Genomic DNA, 26,081 nt, shown 5'->3' with positions numbered 1-26,081 from the left:
AGGAGTCTGGACTTGACTCAATTTAATATTACACTCATTTATTTTTTCTTCGTTATTCTTTATCTTTTGCTCAAAATCTTTATTATTATTACTTATCTCTTTTATACATTTTTGTAAATCATTTATTTTTGTATGGTAAGACTTTTTTTCTTCTAATAATTTTATTTTATCTTCTTTACACTTATCTAGATTATTAGTAGTAGTTTGGTTTAACCATGACTTCATTTTCTTAAATATATTATTGGGGTTATATGTTTGAATCATTTCATCAATTGTTTCAATTTGTTGCTCTATATATTGAAAATTATTTTTTACATCCTCTAATTCACTGTTTTTGCTTGATAAATTATTACGGTTTTGATTTAAACTTTCTTTCAACATTTCTATTTCTGATTCTAATTCTTTTTCTTTATTTAATAATTTTTCATTTTCTTTGTATTTATTATATGCTTCAATTGATAGTTCTTTTAATTCTTTCACTTTTTTGAGTTCTTTACCAAAATCTTTCGTACAATCTCTCCATTTTTTCATAAGTTGTTTATAACTAAGACTATTTTTTTCATTTTGCAACAACTTCACAAATGAAGTGTGCGGATCGTCAAATTTTGAATCACTATTATTTGAATCATTATTAAGAATTTGATTCATTACTTTATTGATATTGTCACCTTTTCCAAACACACCTGAAAATAATCCCCACGCTGGCTCTCCTATTAATCGAGATGCAATCGTGCTAAAGCTTTTCAATTCATCGATCGCTTTATTATAAGCTAGTTCATAATCTGGAAACACTTTACCTTCATGATCGCGAGCTACTTCTTCCATTTTTGGTAAATCTTTAGATATGTTTTCTACAGCACCATTATTACTTGATGCAACTACCATTTTAAATTTAGAAAATTCCTCTTTTAACACTTTAATAGGAGAAGTATCTGTTTCATGTATTTTAAAATTTTCAAATGCATCTCGTGGTTCATCCAAAGCTGCAAAGGCTTTAGCACGCTCAACAACCAAGTGTGCAAAGATATCCTTTAATAAAGTCGTTTTCCCTGTTCCTGGAGGGCCATTTACTGTACTAATATGTTCTTTACTACTTGTTATTTGGTTTACAGCTAATTGTTGCATTAAATATAATTTATGTTCAATTTGAGATGGCCAACGACCGTCTGGTAAGTTTGCCGGGTGTAAAAACTCATCGAATATTTCTTTATTCTCATCTACTTCAATACGCTTTTCACCATTTATACCTCCAATATAAGCTTTCAAAGTTTGATTAGGGTCTTTACGAGCTCTTTCTATATCACCAATAAAGAAACTATTAAAATTAGGGTCTGGAGATTCATTATTTTTAACATATTCAATCACAAAATAATGTTTGAATATGCCATTTGTTTCAGAAATAAGTACAGCAAAAAAGTCACGATATGTTGCATCCAATCGCTTAAGTTTATCTTTGTTAATAGGCTCATCTGCAATAATTTCGTTAAATCTTTGTTGAAATTTACGTTTAGAGTCATTAAATATTTGTTCTATATTTGCGCTCTTATTATTTCTGATTTCTTTAAGTGCACTCATAATCATGGGAATATGTAGACTGTCTGTTATTACTTTTCCATTTTCATCAGTTTGGAATGTATAGCCATAACAACGCTTTTCATTTGGGTTGAAAATTTCTGTGTTATCGTTAAAAATATTTTGAATTTCATTATCAATTTCTTTATAGTAAAAGCAATTTCTATATAAACGAAATATTCTTTTACCGTATTTTTGAGATTGCTCTGCAATTGTATATCGTTCGTCATTCGATATATCATAATAATCATCAAAGCTTTGTAATTGCTTTTGTTGTTCATTATTTTGAAAATTACTTTTAGGTAAAGTGCTTCCCTTGTCGTATTTAACTTCACTAGGTTGTAAAGATTCTACAAGTAACCATGCTGATAAAGTATCATTAACTAAATTCGCCATTTTATCTCACCCTTATTTAATTAAGTTCATCACCTTATTTTAGCAATATTCTGAAAAAATTCATAATGACTATAAATATTAATAATATTCTATTAAGTTAATCAAACAATTAAAATTTCTATAAATTCTTACTTTGATAATAATTTAGTCTATCTTTCAGAAATTTCACATCAGATTTTAAATCTAATTCATGCATTTTCCTGTGACAATTAGGGTCTAAAGCAACAGCATTATCGATGCTATCTTTCCCACCGTTGGCTAGCCAATCTACATGATGACATTCAAGATATGCTCTCCCATTTCGATCCTTAAACGGAGCTGGTTTATTACATAAATCACAATAGCCGTTAGACCTATTTTTAACATGTGCAGCCACATGGATATTTCTGGCATACACTTTAGTAACCGCTTCTTTTCTTCCCACTTGTTTCACCTTTATAGCACGTTCATAGATATCATTGTCACTGAGTTTATTTATTAGATTCGCCTGTTCTCTATACTTTTCATCCGAAATATTTCCTGGGATATAATATTCACTGTTATTAAAAGTTAGCGGGAAGACCCAAACCATTCTATCATGTTGCTCTGTAGTATATGGTTTATCATACAACCTCACTTCTCCACGAAATATATGTTCGCCCGAAATAAATGATTCAAACAGATATACTTTAATACTTATATCTTCAGAATGGTTTAAAGTCTTATTTTGACCATGCTCAATATCTTGATCACCTTTTTGACCCATACCTGTATAATGCAATGTTTCATTTCCTTCATCATCTATTACTGTATGATCTCTATAAACATCATTTTTATGGTTCGAGAATAAGACTAGTGTATTAGTTAAATGAGAACGTCGCATTCCTCCCTGCTGCGAACATTTGAATACATCACTAATCGTATTATTGTCATACTTTTTATCAATTATGAGATTATCAATTCCTTCTGTTACCTTTTTATGCCAACGCTTTACTTGTTCTAGATCAAAGAACTCTTCATTCTGCGCTTTAACTATTGGCATTCCGGCTTTCTTCCAATTTCGAAAGGTGCCATCATTTATTTTCAACAATTGCATTAAATCTTTTCTCTTTAATAATTCGCTCATAATATTTTCCACCTTTATCTATATCTATTACTGTAACATTACCATATTGTCAGATTATTATTAGTTTCCTTTTTCATATAAAAAAATGGAAATAACTAAAATCAATAATTATTTCCATTCAAAACTTTAGTTTTAAGATAAATAATGTACAATTTTTATCTCTGATTCAACAATTTTATCATTATAAAAATTCGCTTGAATAGCAACTAAGTCATGTTTTTTGAACTGATAAATCTACTACTATATCTTTTTAAACATGGTAAAAACTTCAGCTAAATTATTTGTGATACGCTTCAGCGTATCGTTTTATACTAGGGTTTTTATAATAATAATGGTCCTTACATTTTCAAAGACTAAATTCACGTGTAGACATGTTGAATGCGTCTTATTAGGGTCTAATCTAATCAAACAAAAATTTAAGAGAGAAATCATATCTACAGGTTTTTTAACCAGAAGATTATTTTGATCTATTTCAAAAATTTTCAAACCGTTCTTAAAAGTGTATTTTTATAAACGTATGATAAAAGAGAAATTTTAGTCGCTTACTTCGTTTCAAGATATTACTGATACAATAAGGTTAAAAAATCGGTACGTTTAACAGAACAAGTGTAGGTATTATAATAAACGTTTTTGATTTTGATGAAAAATAAGCTGTTCAATTTTTGATTGAACAGCTTTACCTAGTTATCCTTACTTTTATTCTTTTACCCTCAAAAGGCGGAGAGCATTCAGTATTACAATAATAGCAGCTCCTGTATCACTTAATACGGCCATTCATAGTGTAAGTATTCCCAAGAATATCAGAACAAATGCCGCCAACTTTATTGTGATGGAAAACCAGGTGCGGTTGGGAAAATCCCCTTCCTGCGATTACCGTTCACAAACGCCCAAAAAGAGCAACTGGCCCTTTTAGCTCTGGGACTGTCTTGGCCTAGAGAAGGTAAAACCTTTCCCACTTAAAAGAACGGAAAAAGACGCTCTGTCCTGGCATTATCTTTGGCTCGACGCTTGCCCCCATACGGATATTAATCGTTTCGAAACTTTTAATACAGTCAATTTAACTTTTGAATGTAAACTGGCTGCCTTAAGTCACTGTTTATGATTTTATGCTTCCCATGCTCTTTAATTGCTTATTTGACCGCCCGTATGATAAAAACGGTATGCAAGGCATTGTTTTTACTCATAACATCTTTATTAGATTGCTCTGTTTTTTAGTGTCCAATGTTATGGGAGCATTGTAGAATCCACACTTCAAAGTTCATTCATGTCAATCGATTCGTTCATTATTTAGATCTTAATAATCGAAGTCCACTTAGTATAACAACTAAAGTACTTCCTTCATGAACAATTACACTGATTGTAATATCAGTTAATCCTAACAAACTAACGACAACTAAAAAGGCAACAACTGCCATTGAAAAAATAATATTTTGCCTAATAACACGACCCATATTTGAGGAAATTTTATGAGACTGTACTAATTTAGATAAATTGTTCTGCATTAAAACCAAATCAGATACTTCTACTGCCACATCAGTACCGCCCCCCATAGCTATACCAACATCAGCATTAACAAGGGCCGGTGCATCGTTCACACCATCTCCGACCATGGCAGTAACTCCAAATTTTTCTTTTTGTTCTTCTATAATTCTGGATTTATCTTCAGGCATTACATTAGCGATAACTTCGTCTATTCCCAATTGTTCGCCTACAGCTTTTCCCGTCATTTCCGAATCACCAGTAATTAAAGTCGTGTGGATACCAAGTTTCTTAAAGTAATTAACTGTTTCTTTAGCATGCTCATTCGGAATATCCATTAGAGCTATAATCCCAATAACTTCTTCATTTTCTGCTACGTATACAACCGTCTTTCCTTCTGATGCCCAATCATGATTGAACTGGGTATACTCTTCAGAAGCACTTTCAAAAGAAGTAGGCTTACCAATACGATAATTTTTTCCATTATAATCTCCTGTCAGACCTTTTCCAATTTGATTAGTAACTTCGATGTCTATTTTATTTTTAACTTCAAATTTTTCTAAAATAGCATTAGCGAGTGGGTGATTGGATTCCTTTTCAAGGGCGACTATAATATCAATAATATTTTCTTCGTTCACAGAATGAGTGAAATAGTAATTTGTTACTTTAGGTTCTCCGTTCGTAAGGGTTCCTGTTTTATCGAAGGCAATTGCATCTATATCCGCTAATTGTGATAGGTAAGTACTTCCTTTTGAAAGCACGCCTTTTTTAGCTAGGTTAGATGTTGTAGACAATGTTACAGATACAGTAGCTGCTGCCAAAGCACACGGTGAAGCTGCGACTAAAAGCACTAATCCCCTGTAAACACTTTGCGACCATGTCCAATCAAATAGAAAAGGAGCAAGTAACATTACTAATGGTATTGCGATTAAAACTATATTAACATATTTAGGCTCGAATTTTTGAATGATACTGGCAGCTTTTGTTTGATTATCTTGGTTTTGACTAACTAATTGTAAAATTTTAGAGAATACAGTATCCTTGTTTTCCTTAGTGACTTCCATAGTAAAAGTACCTGTTCCATTAATCGTACTTCCAAAAACTTCGTCACCGTTAGACTTCTCTTTCGGTATACTTTCTCCATTAATAGAAGATTCATCAATTGAGGTAGTACCGGATAAAATAATCCCATCAATTGGAACTTGATCACCGTTCAGCACTTGGAGTTGATCTCCAACTTTTAATTCACTGACATCAACAATTTTTGTGTTTCCATCAGGTAGGATTAATTTAGCTGTCGTTGGGTTCATTTCGAGTAGCTTAGTAATTTCTCTTTTACTTCTTCCTTCAGCGTAATCTTCAAGAAAATGAGCGCCGGAAAAAATAAGTATCAAAAGGGTTCCTTCCCAAAAACTCCCTATCAGAGAAGCCCCGATTGCAGCTAATCCCATTAGAATATGAGAATTAGGAGTGAATTTTCCCTTTAATTTAGTATTTTCAACTGTCTCTCCAATTCCTTCGAGAATAATTACATGGTAGCCGGCTGTGATTGTGGCAATTGAAAATAAGATGTTTTGTATTAATAAATTTGCATCACTTAAAAAAAGCCCAATTATAGCCAACACTAAGCCAATAAAATATGAAATAATTGGCATTTTTCCGTGATCATGATCATGACTATGATCGTGGCTATGACTTTCGTGTGCTTGTTGCTCTTGAATATTTTTCATTTCTATCACCTTTCTAAATAAATATGATATATCGGGTTCCAATATATTCGCAGTAAGCTTTACTAAACCAGGACGTTAATTGACCACATCCAAACTTTTTGTATCCAATAATACATCCTATGAATTTATCAACCGTATTCACTAACCCTCTCTGCTACACCCATCTCACTTTCCTTCGAGATATCATACAACGCTTTCCATTCTGTTTTTTTGTTTTCCATATCCATTGCAAAATCCCCTTTTCATATAACAATATTAATGACGTGAATTATTATTAACACTCATTACTGGTTTACGGAATACTAGTGATGACAGGCGTGATCGATCGCCTGTTTTAGCATATTCATAGTATGTTCATCATCATGGGAATAAAACAATGTTGTGCCTTCCCTTCGGAATTTTACTAACCGTAAATTTTTCAAGAACCGCAATTGATGGGAAACTGTTGATTGTCTAAGATGTAGCGTTTCAGCAATACCGTTTACCGAATACTCCTTATAAAAGAGCAAATGGAGAATCCGGATTCTCGTAGGATCACCTAACGCTTTAAATGTTTGCGATACGACAAATAATGTTTCATCATCTAAGTCCTTATTATTTACTTCCTCTAATTCCTTTTTTTCTTCCATTATCCTTCCCTCACTTTAGGTTTCAATTCAAAACCTTATATATAATAATCACTATTTATCTACATATATTAATATATGTTCATATATATGATATAACAATCTGAATAAAGAATCAAATAATATTTAATATGAATTCATATATTTTGTTTTGATTTTTTAGAGTAAAATAAACAAAGCCTTTTTAAGAATAGTGGGATGAGTGCAGTATGGATGATCGGGCGTTAGCTTCCGCACTTGGAATTGGTGTTGGCGGTGGACTCGCTTGGATAATGGAAGGTTTTCAAAGTGGTCATGGCTTTATTTATTCATTATGTGCAGGCCTTATAATTGGCTTATTATTTTTTGAAATGATTCCGGAAAGTATTGAATTAGGCGGGTGGGTAATTTTACTCGGTGGAATAGCAATAGGCTTAGTATTATTCCAATCCATTCATCTATTAATGGATAAAATTACAATTATCACTAATAGTCATCAAAAAGATATTTTCGTTCGATCGGGGGTACTTTTAATTATCAGTATAGCAATTCATAATTTCCCTGTTGGCAATATTCCTTTATTTGTGTAATTTGACCATTAATACTAAATTTATCAATGTCTTGAGAAATTGTTGAAACTCTAACATAACATCCTACAGATTTTCTTTTCATTTCTTTCATATTTTTCATCCTTTCATTAATTAAGCAATCGATGATTGCGTAGCTTGGTTTACAATGTTTAGCGGTTCATTTTTGAAATAGATTCCCACAAGGCTTTTGTTTTTAGAAATATGAATTTCATCAATATATCGGTATAACATGCTTAACGTGAAGTGTTGTTGAATTACATTTTCAAAAGACCTTTGAATTTGTTGCTCATTTATTGATAGTGTTGGTTTTGATTGTTGAAGTAACGATTGAGATTGTTTTCTGAACGTTTCTGCATCGATGGCTCCTTTAGCTAATTTATCTATCAATTGTTCTTGTGTAAGTGTGCTCCTAGTTTCTAGGGCCCTTTGTTTTTTGATCCGTTTTTGAATTACATCATTGGTTTAAAGATAAATTGAAGGATGAAATAAATAATACTGGTATTCGTATGTTTAAGCGCTATGCAGCTATCACTACTTCGGCCAAGATTCTCAGTCATGTTTTACCTACAGATATTGATATCGCTAAAATAAGAGACTACTTTATTGATTATCATGCTCATACAGTCTCTGAACGATCACTGGCAGATAAAGCGATCGAAGTCATTACGCAATTTGTAGCACAAAACCGTGGTAAGTTTTCTGATGACAAAGCGTTAAAGAATATGATGGAGAACCATGGACTAATTGCCTTAAAAGATGAGTATATCGAAGTCAAAATCATTGCATCTGTATTTAAAAATATGTTGATAGAGAATCATTTCCAAGATGTCAACAATGTCGTGAATGCACTAAGGGATAAAGGATATATCGAATCTGACCGTGATCGAATAACTACGAAAAGAGCAGTCAAAGATGACTATGGCAAGAAACAGTCACTTGTCTTTTATCATTTAAAGTTAGATTCAGAGTATGCATCAATTCTTGGACTAAACAAAGAAAATGGAAGAGTTCAAAATAAGACTAAACAAGAGTTCGAAGAATCAATACCAGATGTAGAGTTCATCAAGTCTAATGTCATAGATTATTCTGATTTTTAATTAAATAAAGTATTAACATAAATCGATATGAGTACTGGAGTAGATAAAATGGATGAATTGATTGAATTACTAGCTGATTTAGTCGTTGAAGAGCTACAGAACGATAATTAATCATTACGGTCCAACGTGTTAAAAGCACGTTGGACCTTTCATTCTAATTTGCTCACAAATATATATTATCTTTTTGGAGGTGTATAACATGGAAGAAGCCATTGGTTACTTACGTCAAAGTACACTCAAACAACAATCTCTAGCAGCACAGAAACAGACCATCAAAGCACTAGCCAAAAAACACAGTATTAAACAAATCACTTTTTACAGCGATAAGCAATCAGGACGCACTGATAAGCGGAATGGTTATCAACAAATTATTGAACTGATTCAACAAGGACAATGTGACGTATTATGCTGCTATCGTCTGAATCGACTTCATCGTAACCTAAAAAATGCATTAAAACTCATGAAATTGTGTCAAAAGTATCATGTTCATATCTTAAGCGTTCATGATGGCTACTTCGACATGGATAAAGCATTCGATCGACTAAAACTCAACATTTTCATCAGCTTGGCTGAACTAGAATCAGATAATATTGGAGAACAAGTCAAAAATGGCCTTCGGGAAAAAGCAAAACAAGGTAAACTGATTACGACCCATGCACCCTTTGGCTATCACTATCATAACGGTACTTTCATGATAAACAACACAGAGGCACCAACCGTAAAAGCTGTATTCAGTTATTATCTTCAAGGCTATGGTTATAAAAAAATTGCACAGTACTTAGAAGCTGACGAGAAATTCATCAATCGTAAACCCTATCAAGTACGTAATATTATCATGAACCCCAATTATTGTGGTCGAGTCATTAATCAATACGGACAATATGACAACATGTGTCCTTCTATTGTTTCGACAAGTATATATGAAAAAGCTCAAGCGATACGGTCACAGAAACAACTCAAACAGACATCGTCAGCTAATCGACTCAAACAAAAAATCAAATGTCCTTTTTGTAATTCAACACTTACCAATATGACAATTAGAAAAAAGCACCGTACATTACGTTATTATGTCTGTCCCCAAAATATGAATGCATCTCGTTTTGTCTGTGAATTCAAAGGAATCAACGCACAATCATTAGAAGCGAGTGTCTTAGCTACATGTCAAGACTTCTTTCAAAATCAACATCTGTATTCAAAAATCAACCATACAATCCAAAAACGACTCAAAAAACAAAAAGACATAGAAGCTAAAAGTACAGTCACGCAAGAACAACTGATAGAAAAATTAGCCCAAGGTAAAATTGATGCAGAAACATTCAGAGAACAAACGCAATCATTTCGACAACAGTCAAAACCTATAACATCAATCCATACGCATCAAATTCAAAAGGCTTTACAAAATGTCATGCAACAACGTTTCACATTAAACATGTTGTACCCTTACATTGATGAAATTCATATTACTAAAAATAAAATACTTACGGGTATCTATTTCAAAAATGAACCCTTAAACATCGTCAATCAAACAGCACAATCATCGATTGCTTAATCAGAAAGGATGAAAAATCATGCAACAACTCAAACAAAAACGTGTCGGTATCTATGTCCGCGTATCAACAGAAATGCAAAGTGCAGAGGGTTATAGTATCGATGGGCAAATCAATCAAATCAAAGAATATTGTAACTTCCATCATTTCGAAGTCAAAGATATATACGCTGATCGTGGTATTTCAGGAAAGTCTATGAACCGTCCTGCACTACAACGTATGTTACATGATGCGAATGAAGGTCATATAGATTGTGTTATGGTGTATAAAACAAATCGACTTGCACGTAACACATCAGATTTGCTCAAAATTGTCGAAGATTTGCATAAACAAAATGTCGAATTTTTCAGTTTGTCTGAACGTATAGAAGTCAACACTTCTTCTGGTAAACTCATGTTACAAATACTTGCGAGTTTCTCAGAATTTGAACGTAATAACATTGTCGAGAACGTATTCATGGGTCAAACCAGACGTGCACAAGAAGGCTATTATCAGGGGAATTTGCCGATAGGATATGACAAAATACCAGATAGTAAGCACGAACTGATGATTAATCAACATGAAGCCAATATTGTGAAATATATCTTTGAATCTTATGCCAAAGGTCATGGTTATCGTAAAATAGCCAATGCACTCAATCATAAAGGTTATGTAACTAAAAAAGGCAACCCTTTTAGTATTTCAGCTATTACTTATATTCTCTCAAATCCATTTTATATCGGCAAAATTCAATTCGCAAAATACAAAGATTGGAATGAAAAGCGTCGTAAGGGATTGAATGATAATCCAGTAATTGCTGAAGGTAAGCACTCCCCTATTATTGGCAAAGACTTATGGGATAAAGTCCAAGCACGTAAGAAGCAAGTAAGCAAAAAGCCACAGGTACATGGTAAAGGGACAAATCTGTTAACTGGAATAATTTTCTGCGAAAAATGTGGTGCAGCATATGCAGCTTCAAATACAACCAACACACTCAAAGACGGTACTAAAAAACGCATTCGGTATTATTCATGTAGTAACTTTCGCAACAAAGGATCAAAGGTATGTTCAGCCAATAGTGTTAGAGCTGATGTTATCGAAAAGTATGTTATGGATCAAATACTCGAAATAGTCAAAAGTGATAAAGTTCTCAAGCAAGTTGTCGAACGTGTTAATCAAGAAAATCAAATCGATGTAGCTTCACTTAACCATGATATTGCTTATAAACAACAACAATTTGATGAAATTAACACTAAACTTAAAAATCTAATTCAAACCATCGAAGACAATCCAGACTTAGCATCTACGCTCAAACCAACCATTCATCAATATGAAACACAACTGAATGATATCACAAACCAAATGAATCAACTCAAGCAGCAACAAAACCAAGAAAAACCATCTTACGATACGAAGCAAATCGCTGCCCTATTACAACAAATATTTCAAAACGTAGAATCAATGGATAAAGCACAACTCAAAGCATTATACCTTACGGTCATTGACCGTATTGATATTCGTAAAGATGGAAGTCATAAAAAGCAGTTCTATGTCACACTCAAGCTCAATAATGAAATTATTAAACAACTTTTCAATGATACCCCACTCGACGAAGTGCTCCTCAGCACTTCGTCTTTATTTTTGCCTCAAACACTCTACTTTCAAATTTAAGACAAGTGTACTGTCCTTTCGTCATTCAATAACACTCATCTAACAAATATCTTCAACACGCTAACCAGTCATAACTCAATATAAAGCTTATATTGATATGACGAAAGAACATCCCAAAATAAAATATAAGTGGGATAGTAACGGGATTGGCTAACTTCATGTAGGAGAAGGATTACGCAAGCGTAATCCCAAAATCCCGTTATTATTTATAAATAAATAATATAAAAAGAAAAAAGTAAATCATAACCACACCTACAAATCCAAATGATATATAAATATATAGCTATATTTCCCGAGAAATGAGCGGGATAACGGGATTTCCTTGTCATACCAACAATTGTCATGACTTTCGATTGGGATATTTTCTATATTTCAGTGGGCTTTCTAGGCGAAACAAATGGTATTTCAAACTTATATTATCAAAATGATGTATCACATGCATACATCCATCAAACACATCAGGAGGTCATAATGATGACACTAGAACAACAACTCAAGCACTATATAACCAACTTATTCAAACTGCCAAAAGATGAAAAGTGGGAATGTGAATCTATCGAGGAAATCGCTGATGATATCTTACCCAATCAATATGTAAGACTTGGCCCACTCAGTAATAAAATACTTCAGACTAATACCTACTACTCTGACACACTTCACGAAAGTAATATCTATCCTTTCATTCTCTACTATCAGAAACAACTCATAGCCATCGGTTATATCGATGAAAATCACGATATGGATTTCTTATACCTACACAACACTATCATGCCTCTTTTGGATCAACGATACTTACTAACAGGAGGACAATAATATGCATAAATACATCAAAATTACACAATTAGTCATTACAATACTAAGTGAAATCATCATTTGGATGAAAGAGTCAGAACGAAAGGAAGTCTCTTATGAATAGATATATCACCCGGGGTATCGCCAACAACTTACCTAATATCTTACAACACCAATTATGGCAACTCGTATCTGAGCGAGAACAAGAACAAACCAAAGATAATACCTTAGTAGATTATTTTCATATATTCCAGTTCAATACACATCGCAATCAATTATATATCAAACACAAACAAGAACGACCGGCGTATGTGAAAACTCAAAAGGCAAATATCAATCAACCTATCAATATCAATAAGGTCTACATTATCCGTGAAGATGATGTAGACCTTTCTTATTACGTCATGTTATTACCAAATGAATATTAAGGAGATAAAATCAATGGAAAATATCACAAATACACTTGTCACTACTGCAATATTTGACGAAAAGAGAACTCACCGCTACTTACTAACAAAGACATGGGACAGTGAAAAACAAACACTTACAATCATCACGATGTATCCGCACTATGATGGCATTCTCAATATTGACCTAACAACACAACTGATTATGAACAAAGTTTCAGAAATGGATGTATTTGGTTCAATCCATTTTGTGAACCTATACTCTAATATTACAACACCTTTCAATCTCAAACATTTAGAAGAAAATGCTTATGATAATCATACAAATATTCAAATTATGAAAGCAGTGAAAGAATCAGATGAAGTAATATTAGCATGGGGTGCTTACGCTAAAAAACCAGTCGTCGAAGCACGTGTCAATGAAGTATTAGAAATGTTGAAACCACATAAGAAGAAAGTGAAACAACTCATGAATCCAGAAACCAATGAAATCATGCATCCACTTAATCCGAAAGCAAGAAAGAAATGGACATATAAATAATATTTATTAATAATTCAAACTATTTTTTAAAAATAACAGTAGAAAAGTATGGCAATATAAATTAATATAATAATATAAATTAAATATAGAATGGAGATAGGAATTTGAAGAAAATTTTAGCTAGTATAGCTGTTATTGCGCTTGTCGCGATTTTGGGAGTTGCAGTTCTATTTGCATACGGTAGTTATAAAGATTTAGAACTAAAAAAAGAAGAAGCTAAGCTAGAGGATAAGAAGAATAAGAAAGTTGATAATAGCAAAACTTCAGAAAATGAAAATCAAAGCCAAATTAATAACCAAACAAATCAAGCATCAACAGAAAAAATACAACAAGATAATGGTGCAGGTGAAGCAAGTAATGAAAAAGCAAAAATCCTCGAGGATGCTTATGATGTCAATAGTGATGAAGCCCAAATTTTATCAGATGAAATTGATAAAGCTGATACAGATGGAGATGGGGTTGTTACAACAAAAGAAATGACCCCTGCTTTACAGCAATTTGCAGAAGAAGGAAAATTCCAACCAGCTGGTGGAGGTCCAACTCCTCCAGAGGATATTGAAGAAGAGGGGCAGCCCAAATACACAGCTGAAGATGCTAAAAACATGTCAGATGATGAATTTTTAGACGCATATAAAGAAGGTATGACTGAGGAAGAAGCTTCTGCTGTGGATGAAGCTGCAGAAGGATCTGGTGATTATATTGGTTTTTTAAGAGGACAGGTTGAAGCTCGTGCAAATGGTCAAGGTGGTAATTATTAAATTTAAGGATGAATAGATTATGAAAAAATTATTAAGCACAATAACAATAATTGCTATTTTAGGCATATTAGCAGCTGTTGGCTTTTTTGGATACAACAAGTATCAAGAAGTAGAATTAGAGAAAAATAAATTACAGGCCCAACAAAAAGAAAATGACGACAGTAATTCGCAAAGTACTAGTGAAACATCTAATAATGAGAATCAGTCGAATGAAAGTCAAAATAATAGTCAAGAGCAATCTACAACAGAAGAAGATACAAATGATATACAACGAGTAACTAGAGATAATGTTTTTGATTACGCTATTGCAGCTGTAAATGAAGTAGGAGATGCAGACCTATTAAAATTCCAAGAACCGGAGTACAATGGGTCAGAATGGACAATTGAAGCAAATAACAAATCAGGTGCTGGAGCAAACACCATCATAGTTAAAGATGATGGGACAGCTCAAATTTGGAATGGACCTAAAACAACTATGGATCATGAAACTAAAATTGAATTGTAGTAAGAAATAATGAGATATCAACTATAGTAGCTAATAATAAATATCGAGTATATAAGTCTATGACCAAAATAGTAGTTAATCAAAGAAGTAATATTACAAACAGAGCATTTCCTACTCCAAAAGGTAGGAAATGCTCTTAAAATTATATTTTTTTGATTGTTGTTTGCATTTTTAATAATGTTAAATGCTTAATTTAATAGTTGATTATTAAACTGTTCTTTAAATTCTTTTCTTTTTGTTGAATCCTCAGAATAAAAGCATAACCCTACTAATCTTGCATCATCATTTTCTGCAAGTACTTCAATATCATGTCTTGCATTCAACGATAACATAAATTCCTCTTTCCATTTATCATTTAATAATAAATGTTGACCTTTAGGTTCTACAAATACTTGATATGTGTATTCATTATCTTTTAAGTACAGCAAGAAGTCAGGCATAAAACCTCTCACACCATCTATTTCTCTGAACTTAATTTTACGTTCGTTACGTATTAAATAAACTTCTTCATATTTATTTTGTAAATCTTCCATCATGTTATTGATTAAATCAATCAAATCACTCTCAAGACCATTTACAATAGCTTTATCATAAATGTACCAATCATGTTGTCCCATATTTTTAGGTCTCTTCTGGTCATCTAAGTCTGTTACATCTCTATTGACATTATTCACTTCGACAACATAATCATCGATTAATTCTGAAAGTTTCATACCTTCAAAAATAGTTGTACCTTTGACTTTCAGATAATTATTTTTAATTTTTGTTTCTAATTTACTTAAATAATCATTCAATACAGACAACTTTAGTTTAGGTGTGATGTCACTAATATCCATCTCTTTTGGTATAGTTACACTGATATCTAAATCTCCTAAAAAATCTTTTGATTCAATAAATGTTTGCATACTCGTGATACTAGGTACATACTCTTTTAAATTAGAATATCTAAAGAATGGGTTACTTCTTAAAGCTTTTTGTAATAATGGTTTGTTAATATTTAATCTTACTTCTTTACGGTCTTCAGCTATAGATTTGATACCTTGAGTTAAATTTGACTCACTTACCTTAAATAGTTCCTTCTGATATTCTCTAGACGCACTATAATTTTCCAAATTCTTGTAGTCGTCAGCAGTCGTTGGTACTGTTTTATTAACATATATTTTGCCAAATTTAAAAAGGTCAGTCTTTTTAAATTTATTTTTCACTTTTCCTTCGTGTATCTCACTTATATCAGCATTTGTCTGAACTTTTGCTTCTGTTAAAGATTGATGTAAATTTTTAATGTAAGAAGAATCGTTAATCGTATGATAATGTAACGTTTCGATTGCTTTTAAATCACTAAATTCATTATCAAATCTGCGCTTATAAGATTTTTCTTCTTCATAAATAAATGGATAATATCTAGCTCCTCGACCAATGAGTTGAGCTTCTGCATTCGTCGCATTTTTATTAATCTTTTTCTTTTCATCAACTTTGACAATATCGAAAAGATTTAAGACGTCCCAACCTTCATTAAGTTTGTACACTGCAAAGATAGCTCTTATAGGGTTCTCAAGATCTTCTAGATTATTCAGAAATTGCGCATTTTTCTCTTTCTCTTTATCATTATTAACATTTAACGTTGTTTGTTCATTAAAATCCCATTTCAAATCATCTAACACTTTTAATAAATTAGTTTGTTTATAAAAACTGAATACTTTACTCCAAATACTATTTTGACCACTGTAAAATTTAAACCCATTATTAATAATCGTTTCTAATTGTTCATGAGTTAACTGATCTAAACGCTCAAGCATCATTTGATGTATTTCTTGAGAGCCTTTAATAGAAGTGGATTGAAACATGATAACTGGTTTAAACGTTATATAGTTTTTATCAGCTATATATTTTTTGTATTCACTCATTAATAAAGCATGTAATATTTTATCTTCATTGTCTTCACTGGCATACAAAAGCGTTACATTTTTTGAATAGCCTTGTTGCATAAATTCCTTTAAGTCATAACGATAAAGAATTCTATCCTTGTACTTTTTAAAAATATCATCTTCTAACTGTACCGTAGCTGTAAATTCTAACAACTTATTCTTATTGTTTTGCTTCATAATCCTATCAACAGTTACTTCCCAGTTAGTTTCTTCAATTTGCTGAGTAGTTTTTTTGCCTTTTTTCTTTGTGCTGACATTTAGATGATGAGCTTCATCAGCTAATAGAACGATAGGAAACTGAGCTAAATCTTCATAGGTGATTTCATTTTCACTTGGGTAATTTAATTTATCATGCAATGCATTAATTGTTGTTAATTTAAGATAAATCGTATTTTCATCAGGTAGGACGGGATAATTATCTACTACTTGAATATTTATCACTTTACCATCAATGACAATACCTTCTGGATTAAACAAATACTTACTAGATGACGTGTTGGTTAAATTATCATACGTTTTATTGACAATCGCAGTACTATTAACAAAAAACAAGAAATTTTGATAACCTTTTTCTTTAAATAAATATAATACTGATGCAGCTAAAACCAGTGTTTTACCAGAACCAGTTGCCATATTAAACATCAATTTGTTATATAAATTACCTTCATCTTGTTCCTCAATATACATTAGCCTTTGAACCGCTTCCTCTTGATATGGTCTTAAACGATGATTCAAATTATCAATAATATAGTTAGGTATATCTGGATATTGTAAAAATAATTGGTTTTCTATACGATCATGTAGCATTTCTGACATTATTACTCACCTCCATAGAAACTATGGTTAAATGCTATTTCATCTTCTGTGAAATTATATGCTGAATCTTCAATATCAGAGTAATTAACATATAATTCATTACTATCTAACACTCTAATCAGCACTTCTTTTTGGTCTTCCAGTTCTAATTCATGAAATTCTTTTTTAGTACTTGTAAACTTATCAAAATCTACTTCATAATTAAGAACGCCATCATTTAATAGTTTATCGATTTGATGATTAAGTTCTTCTTTTGTACTGCTACTTATAATTCTATCCACAATTTCTTGATTTTCTTTTGCTAATTCTGCATACACAAAAGAACCTCCCCCTTTCCATTCTAAAGCCTTCGATACGCCGCTTTGTTCTCCTTCAATAATATTCTGTAAACGTGGTACAGAAATACTATTAATATAGTCCATTTGTTCTATGCCAATATACTGACGGTTCATTTTATGTGCTACCGCTTGAGTAGTCGCTGATCCCATAAAAAAATCTAGGATAATATCTTCTTCATTAGTGCTTAACTCTATAATCCTCTTCAATAACTTTTCAGGTTTTTTACCATTCTTTAATTTCACTTTCCCCTCATTAGCTATACCTGCCCAAGATATATCTGTCCATAGATCCGTTAATAACTCTGTGGGTGTTAATCGTCCATCAATTTTTTTAAGTTTATTTTTATAAAAAGCTAATGAACCACCTTTATACAAATATAAAGATCCCATTTCTCTTGTAACTTCTATTATTTTATTATTATTCTTTGACTCTTTTAACAATTTTTTTAATTTTTCTGTAGGATTATGTGGATCTCTTATTGATACTACCCTTTCAGCGTTTTCAAGAGCAAAATTTTCAATCCCCTTATCTCTAACTAATTTCCATTCAGAACCCCACACTTCTTTTGCATGCTTGTTATCTATTATATTTTCTTTTTCATAAAATTTTTCAACTATTGGTTTAATTATCCAATTGTCTGGACTTTGATCAATATTTTCGATATACCTATTATAATTATTATCATAATTAACAGGAACATATCCTTTTTTAAAATTCACATTTGATTTATCTTTTGCATAATATAATATGTATTCCGTAACATCTATAGGACCAGGATTAACTGTTTTAAATCCAGCAGGAGCAGAAGTTTTACATGAGATGATTTGAACTTTATTCTCAGAACCAAAAATCTCATCCATTAAAATATTGAGATAACCAAGTTCATGATGATCACATTGAACAAATATAACTCCATCATAACTAAGTAATTCCTTAGCAATTTCTAATCTGTTTTTCATAAAAGTAAGCCATGAAGCATGATTGAATTTATCATTATAATTGAAGCTATCATTTCCTGTATTATACGGGGGATCAATAAAAATAAGATTAATCTTATTTTTAAATCTATATTTTAAAGTATTTAAAGCATTTAAATTATTACCTTTTAAAATTAAATTATCGTTACTTTTGGTATCGCTAATATAATGTTCACCATGCTTGTCGTACTTTTTAATTTTAGTCAGCGCCTTCGGTGAAAATAGTGTATCAATTTCTTCTTTAGCAATCACTTCATTATAAAATTTTTCGTCATTTCTTAAAACACTATCTTCTTTTGTCATTCCACCTTCAAGCACACAATCTTTAAATGGAAAATCTAGTACAACATCAGAATTATAATTCAAATATTTACCTTCAGTTGTTAAACCTATTTTGTTAGCATACTTAGTATAGCTATCTTGCCAGTAATTTTTATAACGTAACAATGAAATTAATGATTCTTTGTCGAATATTTTATACCCATCTATGTCTTGAACATATGTTTCATTAATAGATTTATTAGCTAAAAGCTTAGAAATCAATTTAGTATCGTTATTACGTAAATCTTCTACAACTATTTGTTTTGCTAATTTTTCATTTATCCAATATTTTTCAATTCCATTTAGAACCTCACTGATTTCATCTAATATATTAGTACTCATATAATCTCTCCATACATCGAATTTTAGTATATATATTTATGATAATAGACTTTGTAATATAAATACACAGGGAATTTCTATTTATTAAATCTATTATAAGAAATTGAACTAAATACAGTGAAATGGATGAAAAAACCGCATCATTTGTGATATGCTTCCCCTCGCATAATTTTAAACGCACGGTAGACTTGCTCAATTAAGATGACGCGCATCATTTGGTGTGGAAAAGTCATTTTACTAAATGACAGGGCGTAATTGCTTCTGTTTAAGACGTCCTGGTGTAAACCATTGGACCCGCCAATAATAAATGTGAAGTCGCTTTGTCCTCTAGTCATTCGTCCTTCTATTTCTTTAGCTAATCCTTCAGACGTCAGCATGTTCCCTTTAATTTCTAAAGTTACCACTGTAGATTGTGGTTTTACTTTTGCTAGTAAACGTTGGCCTTCTTTTTCTTTGACTTGTTCTACTTCTTTATCACTCATATTTTCAGGTGCTTTTTCATCTGGTACTTCTATAATTTCTATTTTAGAATAAGCACTAAGTCTTTTTTCGTATTCAGCTATTGCTTGTTTCCAGTATTTTTCTTTTAATTTACCTACTGCAAGTATAGTAATTTTCATTATTTGCCTCCTGTAAAAGCTTTAAGAATCAGTAGTTATTATACTTATCCACAAGTTATTCACTTATTCACACTATTCCCTCTTATTATAACAGGAATGTATACGATAATTTAAAAATATTTACGATATTTTCACGATTATACGTGTATAACTTGTTTATTTGTGGATAACTCTGTGTATAATGTGGGTATTTCTATATTAATTGTGCACACCTCTGGATAACTTTGCATAATTTAGTGGATAAGTTACTGGGTGTCTTACATACTTATTCACATAATTTACGTATTTTTTACATTTTGTCTGAGTTATTCATGCTATAAGCGAAGTTATCCACTGTTTATAAATTATCAGATAAATGCATATATGTATAACTATGTTATTAGCCTACTTTAAATTATTTTATATTTCAATTATCTTTTGTTTTAATTTCTTAACCACAAAAATAGCCTATACTCTCATTGAAATATAGGCTAAGACTTCTATCATATTTTATTTGTATAGATACTGAATATATATTCGTTACTTAAAAAATCACTAAACTTATGCCAAATTTAAGATTACAACAACTTGCTGTTGGCTACATTTAGAAATGCTATGTCCTACATCTTATATGAATTTACATTAGTCCTTGGCAAACGCATTAAGAGCCGCTAAACTTTTTGGTTAAGCCTACTAAACTACGGTTTACATTAGCCCTTGGCTAATGCATTAAGAGCCGCTAAACTTTTTGGTTAAGCGGCTCTATACTATAGTGTATATATTGGTGTGGCTTGTGCTTTGTCTGTGTCGCAGAGGAGGACTTCTTTTTCTGTATCGATATCGTGTTCATTTAGGACTTGGCCGACGCTCATGCGGGCAAGGTCTTTCATGTTATTATCTTGTGATAAATGGGATAGGTAAATGCGTTTGGTGCTGCCTGTTATGACATCTGTCATTGCATGTCCTGCATCTTCGTTGGATACGTGTCCCATATCGCTTAAGATACGTTGTTTGGTTTTCCATGGATAACCGCACATGCGGAGCATATCAACGTCATGATTGCTTTCAAATACGAAAGCGTCGCTACCTTGAATCATACCTTTCATGCGGTCTGAAACGTAGCCTGTATCAGTAAGTATCGTGAATTTTTTATAATTATTATGGAAAATATAGAATTGTGGATCTATGGCATCATGAGATACGTTAAAGGACTCGATATCGAATCCTGCAATAGATTTTGTATCGTATGGATTAAAAATGAATTTCTGATCCATTGGAATTTTACTGTCTTTCTTTTCAATCGCTGACCATGTTTTTTCGTTTGCGTAAATGGGCAAGCTGTATTTACGTGCTAAGACACCGAGGCCTTTGATATGGTCTGAATGTTCATGTGTCACTAAGATGCCATTTAAATTTTTAATTTGTTTGTCGATTTGTCCAAATAGTGCTTCCATTTTTTTACCTGTTAAGCCTGCATCGACAAGGATACTACCTTTATCACTTTCTACATAAGTGGCGTTTCCTGTACTACCACTCGCTAATACACTCATCCGTATCAAGCGATTCACCCTTTCTAATCTAATAAACCTATTTGCTTATATGCTTAAAGGCAGTCTACGGTTTATATGCCCTCAACATGCCTTCCGTCTAATTATTGATGTTTTTATAATAGCTAAAATGAATTTTAAAATATGTACTTATCACCTTTTCATCATTTATAGGTGTTTTGAATTCATTTTTATAACATGATATCGTCTCGTGTTTTTGCACATTCATACATTATCATTTAACAATAATCTATTTTAACATACTTTGATGCTTAAACTGAGTTTATTGTTTAATAAAACAGCTCATTTTTAAAATGCCGCTTCTCTATTTTTATAGAAAAAGAGCGGTATAGAAATCAAAAATGATGCGTTTAATTTCGTATATCCGCTCTCTTATCGTCAGTGGTTAATACAAGTTTTATAAAACTGATTGATACTACTGCACAATGTTTTTAATCACGCTGCAAAAACTACAAAAATATCACTCTTATTATTCTTCAATAATTTTCGGGCTATCTGATATGGCTTCGACGTAGTATGTCTTGAACTCATTTGCATGCTTAACTTTGACTTCCCAATTGGCTTCTAATACTTGAACGTTAGGCTCTTTAACGACGGTGTAGTAACCCAGTCGGATGTTGGTCACTTCATCGTTGCGTTTGAGGTAACGATTGTAATAGAGTGCTTCAATTGCACTTCTAGCTGTGTTTACTTGTTTCTTATCATTATTGGCACCTTCTGAAGGCGCTATGGTTTTCATGGCTGTTTGTCTATAGCTGGAAGCTTTGCCATCATCATTAATGTTAAATTCAAGTTTGGCTTTGCTATTATTCATTATTGGAAAATTGTTATATGTCTGTTCGAATGTGACGTGGTCATCGTCAATCTTATTCATTTCATAATTTTTGCCTTTATAAACACTATCTTTAACATAAGATTTTAAATCTGTATATTGATCGTTACTGACATCAATAGGATTGTTAATATCACCTTTGATTTTCTGACCAGAATCTTCACTTGTTACATGTGAACGTGATTTAGCATAGGATGAAAAGTCGTTAGATCTCGCGGTCAGCAACTGCATTTTAATGTTTTTAACGGTTGGTAAGTTATCAGGAATTTCAATTTTTTCTTGTTTAAAGTTAACTGCGTTTTCGTCGGCGCTGTCATTAATGTGTGATTTATTCACTTTATCAATATAGATAATGATGAGGCTAATGTTCACTAGAATAAATACAAAAATAAATAAGGTTTTCGTGTGTTTCCAGTTCATTTATTCTAGCCCCCCATCTTTGTATGCAAGCCATTGGCCATCGTACTCTACATACCATTGTGGATTGAATTCACTGTTGCGTTGAATTTCGATATCGCCGTTATCTTTCTTATCCTCCATGCTGTAACCTATGGTCATATTGGTTACCTTTTCGAATTCTATTTCAGGATTATTAGCTAGTTCAGAACGGACCGTTTCAGCACCAGGCAAGTCTACTTCCTTTTCACCACTATCAATGGTTACATTGGCTTTTAATAGTGTACGTGCGTAACCAAAAATACCTTTATTACCCCAAGATACTTTTAATGTGTTTAAATCGTCATCGTTAAATGTTGGTCGACCATTTAAGAACATTTGATATGTCAATTCACCACGTTTATTGTCGGTGTGGAATAATCTGAAATCATCGGTAAAACCACCGTGATTATTGATATATGCATAGGTACTTGGCATACTGTCTTGCATATTATTTGAACGAGCTTCATCTTCTGAAAGATTCGTATAGCGATATTTTTCAGTTTCATCGTTGTAATTTGCAACGCCTGTATTGTTATTGTAAGTCACTGAACCACTTCTTGAACTACGTACAACAACTGAATCATTAAATAGAATAGAATTCATTGTATCTACACTAATTCGATTAAAAATCGTGTGATAAGATTTTTGTCCTTTTGGTGATTTAGGCGCAAAAATATGTGTTGCCTTATCGATAGTATCTTTATTCGTAATAATTTCTGTGTATGGTTGCATTTGTTGTTGTTGTTTTTTCATCGCTTGTGAAAATTTATCTGCTTTAACCGTCGTGGTCATGCGTACGACGTTATGTCTATCTTTACTAATAGCATAAAGTTTAATCTTACCATCTTGATTATTATCGATTAAAAGACGATCAAATTTAAAGTTGTTTGGTACTTTAGCATTAATATTTAAAACTTGTCCTAAGTATGTGGCTAACGGCATATCATACGTAAAGTCTAATACTAAAAATTCATCGCTTAAATCTGGAATAATTAAATTATGGTTACTGTGCATTTGTTCAGCATGTAAAACGCGGTGGTTTTTTAACGGCTGAATTGTTTCTTCAACATTGCTACGTGTTGCTTCCATACCTTCTGTGTTTTCGCCTTTAGAGTGAATGACTTGATATGGCGTAACCACTTGAGACATCCCTTGGTCTAAAGGTTTACCAATTGTATTTGATTTTGCTTCTTTCTTACTATTATCATCTTTATCCACGTTCGCTAAATCAGGTGAAAAGTTCCATGTCATATACGTTAAAATAGCGCTCATCAATACTAAAAGAAACAGTATGATAGATTTAATCAACTCTTTACTCTGCATCCCAATCACCATCTTCTAGTACTTCACATGGAAGTGTAATAAAGATTGACGTCCCTTGTCCTTCTACACTATTCGCCCAGATACGGCCATTGTGCGCTTCGACAATTTCTTTAGAAATCGCTAGTCCTAGACCTGTACCACCCATTTTACGTGTACGGGCTTTATCCACACGGTAGAAACGATCAAAGATTTTATCTACTTTGTTAATAGGGATACCAATACCATTATCTTTAACACGAATTGTCATACGATTATAAAGCGCGTTCTGTTTCACGTGAAACTCGACGCGTTTATCACCACGTGAATATTTCATCGCGTTGGTAATCACATTGTCGAACACTTGTGTCATCTTATCTGGATCAATTTCTGTAAAGATAGTTTGATTTGGAATTTCACGGACAAATGTCGTGTCTTTAGCAGACATTTCATGACGGTTGATAATTTTATTGATAAACATATTGAAGTCGACAATTTCTTTAGTGATTTGGTCTGATTCATTGTCCATTTTAGATAATTGTAGTAAATCATTTACAAGTCGAATCATACGTTCTGTTTCTTCACGTGTGACGGATAAGAATTGTGGCGCTAATTCATCGTCTTTCCATGCACCGCTTTCTAAGGCCTCGATATAACTATTCATTGAGGTTAATGGCGTACGTAGTTCATGTGACACATTTGCTACGAATTCACGGCGTTCTTGTTCAACTTGTTGTTGTTCCGTAACGTCATGGAGCACAGCAATATAACCTGTCACGAACCCAGTTTCTTGTACGATTGTGCTGAAGTTAACACGTGCAATAATACCTTCACTTTCATTGATATCCAATAAGAAACTATCGTTGTTTTCTTGGATTTCATCTAATGAGAAGTCTTCTTCTAATTTAAGCATGTTTAACATATAATGACCGATAATGTCTTCTTTTTTCATGCCCATCATTGTCAATGCCATGTCGTTCACAATACGTACACGACCACGGCGATCGGTTGCGATAATACCGTCACTCATATGTGTAATAACTGAGTCTAAACGGCGTTTTTCACTCTCAGTATTTGCTTGTGCTTCTTGTACTCGTTTTGAAAGGTTATTGAAGGCTAGCGCGAGTTCACCAATTTCGTCATTACCATATATTTTAACACGTTGCGTATAATTACCTTTAGACATTTCCACCGTTTGGTTACGCATATCTGTAATTGGTTTGGTAATTGTGCGCGCAATAAAGAAACCTAATATAACTGTGATTAAAAGAGAGATACCTGTCCCAACAATAAATATCTGATTGATATTACTTAATTGGTTATAAACATCGTTTATATCTGCTTCAATATAAACATTACCAATCGTGCCGTCGTTTGATGTCTTCACTGGTAAATTGTAGACCCACACACGCTGTTTACCGTTACCATAGTCTTTTAATACCGTATGGCTATTAATTTCCCCTAAAGATAAGGCTTTTTGTATAGAACTATCATTAGCTTTTTGATTAATTAGACTACGCGTAGACTGCTTCGAGGTAGCCATAATAATTTGGTCTTTATCAATAAAACGGATTTCTTCTATTTCTTGTCTATTCGCATACTCATTTAATAAGTTTTGTACTTCTTTTTGAGCATTAACTGAGTTATCTTCGTCATAGACTTTTTCAATATTTATTTCTATTTGTTTCGCGTACTGCGAAATATTATTTTTAAATGTTTGCGTTAATTCTTTTTCTAGACTATTGGTAAAGTATAAACCGATTATCTGCATTCCGATTACGATTAACAATACATAGACAATAACAAGTTTCGTGTGTAACGATTGAAAATGTTTAAGCCATTTCATTTAAC

General features: G+C 32.3%; 19 protein-coding genes and 2 pseudogenes. 9 read left to right on the top strand and 12 right to left on the bottom strand.

Features of this window, described 5'->3' with window-relative positions; genetic code table 11:
* The 4 genes from KA900_RS10560 to KA900_RS10545 all read right to left on the bottom strand — a co-directional run.
* On the bottom strand, positions 1-1,968 hold a 1,968-nt coding region (locus KA900_RS10560), incomplete at its 3' end, for an AAA domain-containing protein (protein WP_281064105.1).
* A gap of 118 nt (positions 1,969-2,086) precedes the next feature.
* Positions 2,087-3,073: an SRA domain-containing endonuclease gene (locus KA900_RS10555; protein ID WP_210139579.1), complete on the bottom strand. Its 987-nt coding sequence runs from the start codon at positions 3,071-3,073 to the stop codon at positions 2,087-2,089.
* A gap of 1,283 nt (positions 3,074-4,356) precedes the next feature.
* Positions 4,357-6,282 (bottom strand): heavy metal translocating P-type ATPase, encoded by a 1,926-nt coding sequence (locus tag KA900_RS10550; protein ID WP_070657144.1) that lies wholly within the window; start codon positions 6,280-6,282, stop codon positions 4,357-4,359.
* 302 nt (positions 6,283-6,584) lie between these two features.
* Complete coding sequence (locus tag KA900_RS10545; RefSeq protein WP_000391495.1) at positions 6,585-6,911, bottom strand: ArsR/SmtB family transcription factor; 327 nt, start codon at positions 6,909-6,911, stop codon at positions 6,585-6,587.
* A 206-nt stretch (positions 6,912-7,117) separates the two neighbouring features.
* Between KA900_RS10545 and KA900_RS10540 the strand changes: the two genes are divergently transcribed.
* The gene (locus KA900_RS10540; protein WP_001631039.1) at positions 7,118-7,477 is read left to right on the top strand and encodes a ZIP family metal transporter; all 360 of its coding nucleotides are present in this window, start codon (positions 7,118-7,120) and stop codon (positions 7,475-7,477) included.
* Positions 7,478-7,588: 111 nt separating this feature from the next.
* On the opposite strand, the pseudogene KA900_RS10535 reads toward KA900_RS10540, so the two are convergent.
* Positions 7,589-7,927: pseudogene (locus KA900_RS10535) on the bottom strand (cassette chromosome recombinase CcrA); the annotation flags it as partial.
* Between the two features lie 8 nt (positions 7,928-7,935).
* Between KA900_RS10535 and KA900_RS10530 the strand changes: the two are divergent.
* The 8 genes and pseudogenes from KA900_RS10530 to KA900_RS14795 form a co-directional block, all read left to right on the top strand.
* A pseudogene (locus KA900_RS10530) lies at positions 7,936-8,574 on the top strand (cassette chromosome replicative helicase); the annotation flags it as partial.
* Between the two features lie 199 nt (positions 8,575-8,773).
* Complete coding sequence (gene ccrA, locus KA900_RS10525; RefSeq protein ID WP_070657147.1) at positions 8,774-10,123, top strand: cassette chromosome recombinase CcrA; 1,350 nt, start codon at positions 8,774-8,776, stop codon at positions 10,121-10,123.
* A gap of 19 nt (positions 10,124-10,142) precedes the next feature.
* Positions 10,143-11,771 (top strand): cassette chromosome recombinase CcrB, encoded by a 1,629-nt coding sequence (gene ccrB, locus KA900_RS10520; RefSeq protein ID WP_210139577.1) that lies wholly within the window; start codon positions 10,143-10,145, stop codon positions 11,769-11,771.
* A gap of 474 nt (positions 11,772-12,245) precedes the next feature.
* Positions 12,246-12,584, top strand: a complete 339-nt coding sequence (locus KA900_RS10515) for an SAUGI family uracil-DNA glycosylase inhibitor (RefSeq protein ID WP_210125863.1) — start codon at positions 12,246-12,248, stop codon at positions 12,582-12,584.
* A 95-nt stretch (positions 12,585-12,679) separates the two neighbouring features.
* The gene (locus tag KA900_RS10510) at positions 12,680-12,991 is read left to right on the top strand and encodes a DUF960 family protein (protein WP_210139575.1); all 312 of its coding nucleotides are present in this window, start codon (positions 12,680-12,682) and stop codon (positions 12,989-12,991) included.
* Between the two features lie 13 nt (positions 12,992-13,004).
* The gene (locus KA900_RS10505) at positions 13,005-13,511 is read left to right on the top strand and encodes a DUF1643 domain-containing protein (RefSeq protein ID WP_210139573.1); all 507 of its coding nucleotides are present in this window, start codon (positions 13,005-13,007) and stop codon (positions 13,509-13,511) included.
* Positions 13,512-13,615: 104 nt separating this feature from the next.
* Positions 13,616-14,269, top strand: a complete 654-nt coding sequence (locus KA900_RS10500) for a hypothetical protein (RefSeq protein WP_071331190.1) — start codon at positions 13,616-13,618, stop codon at positions 14,267-14,269.
* Between the two features lie 19 nt (positions 14,270-14,288).
* A complete protein-coding gene (locus KA900_RS14795; protein ID WP_245336153.1) occupies positions 14,289-14,774 on the top strand; it encodes a hypothetical protein in 486 nt (161 codons plus the stop codon).
* A gap of 188 nt (positions 14,775-14,962) precedes the next feature.
* Here the strand turns inward: KA900_RS14795 and KA900_RS10490 are convergent, their stop codons facing one another.
* The 7 genes from KA900_RS10490 to walK form a co-directional block, all read right to left on the bottom strand.
* Entirely contained in the window at positions 14,963-17,515 is a 2,553-nt protein-coding gene (locus KA900_RS10490) for a DEAD/DEAH box helicase family protein (RefSeq protein WP_210125857.1), read from the bottom strand.
* Positions 17,516-17,517: 2 nt separating this feature from the next.
* A complete protein-coding gene (locus tag KA900_RS10485; protein ID WP_210125859.1) occupies positions 17,518-19,494 on the bottom strand; it encodes a DNA methyltransferase in 1,977 nt (658 codons plus the stop codon).
* A 140-nt stretch (positions 19,495-19,634) separates the two neighbouring features.
* Positions 19,635-20,114 (bottom strand): 23S rRNA (pseudouridine(1915)-N(3))-methyltransferase RlmH, encoded by a 480-nt coding sequence (gene rlmH, locus KA900_RS10480; protein WP_096807964.1) that lies wholly within the window; start codon positions 20,112-20,114, stop codon positions 19,635-19,637.
* 746 nt (positions 20,115-20,860) lie between these two features.
* On the bottom strand, positions 20,861-21,661 hold the full coding sequence (locus KA900_RS10475) for an MBL fold metallo-hydrolase (RefSeq protein ID WP_210139572.1): 801 nt from the start codon (positions 21,659-21,661) through the stop codon (positions 20,861-20,863).
* Positions 21,662-22,130: 469 nt separating this feature from the next.
* Positions 22,131-22,913: a two-component system regulatory protein YycI gene (locus KA900_RS10470; RefSeq protein ID WP_210139570.1), complete on the bottom strand. Its 783-nt coding sequence runs from the start codon at positions 22,911-22,913 to the stop codon at positions 22,131-22,133.
* Positions 22,914-24,254, bottom strand: a complete 1,341-nt coding sequence (locus KA900_RS10465; protein WP_096807961.1) for a YycH family regulatory protein — start codon at positions 24,252-24,254, stop codon at positions 22,914-22,916.
* Positions 24,244-26,076, bottom strand: coding sequence for a cell wall metabolism sensor histidine kinase WalK (gene walK, locus KA900_RS10460; RefSeq protein ID WP_103373107.1), 1,833 nt, complete (start codon positions 26,074-26,076; stop codon positions 24,244-24,246). The genes KA900_RS10465 and walK overlap by 11 nt, the downstream gene beginning before the upstream one ends.
* Positions 26,077-26,081 lie beyond the last annotated feature (5 nt).

It is taken from the genome of Staphylococcus sp. GDY8P120P, assembly GCF_017892065.1.
GTDB lineage: Bacteria > Bacillota > Bacilli > Staphylococcales > Staphylococcaceae > Staphylococcus > Staphylococcus nepalensis.
The sequence above is the reverse complement of the archived record's forward strand: the minus strand, read 5'-3'. Positions and strand labels throughout refer to the sequence as shown.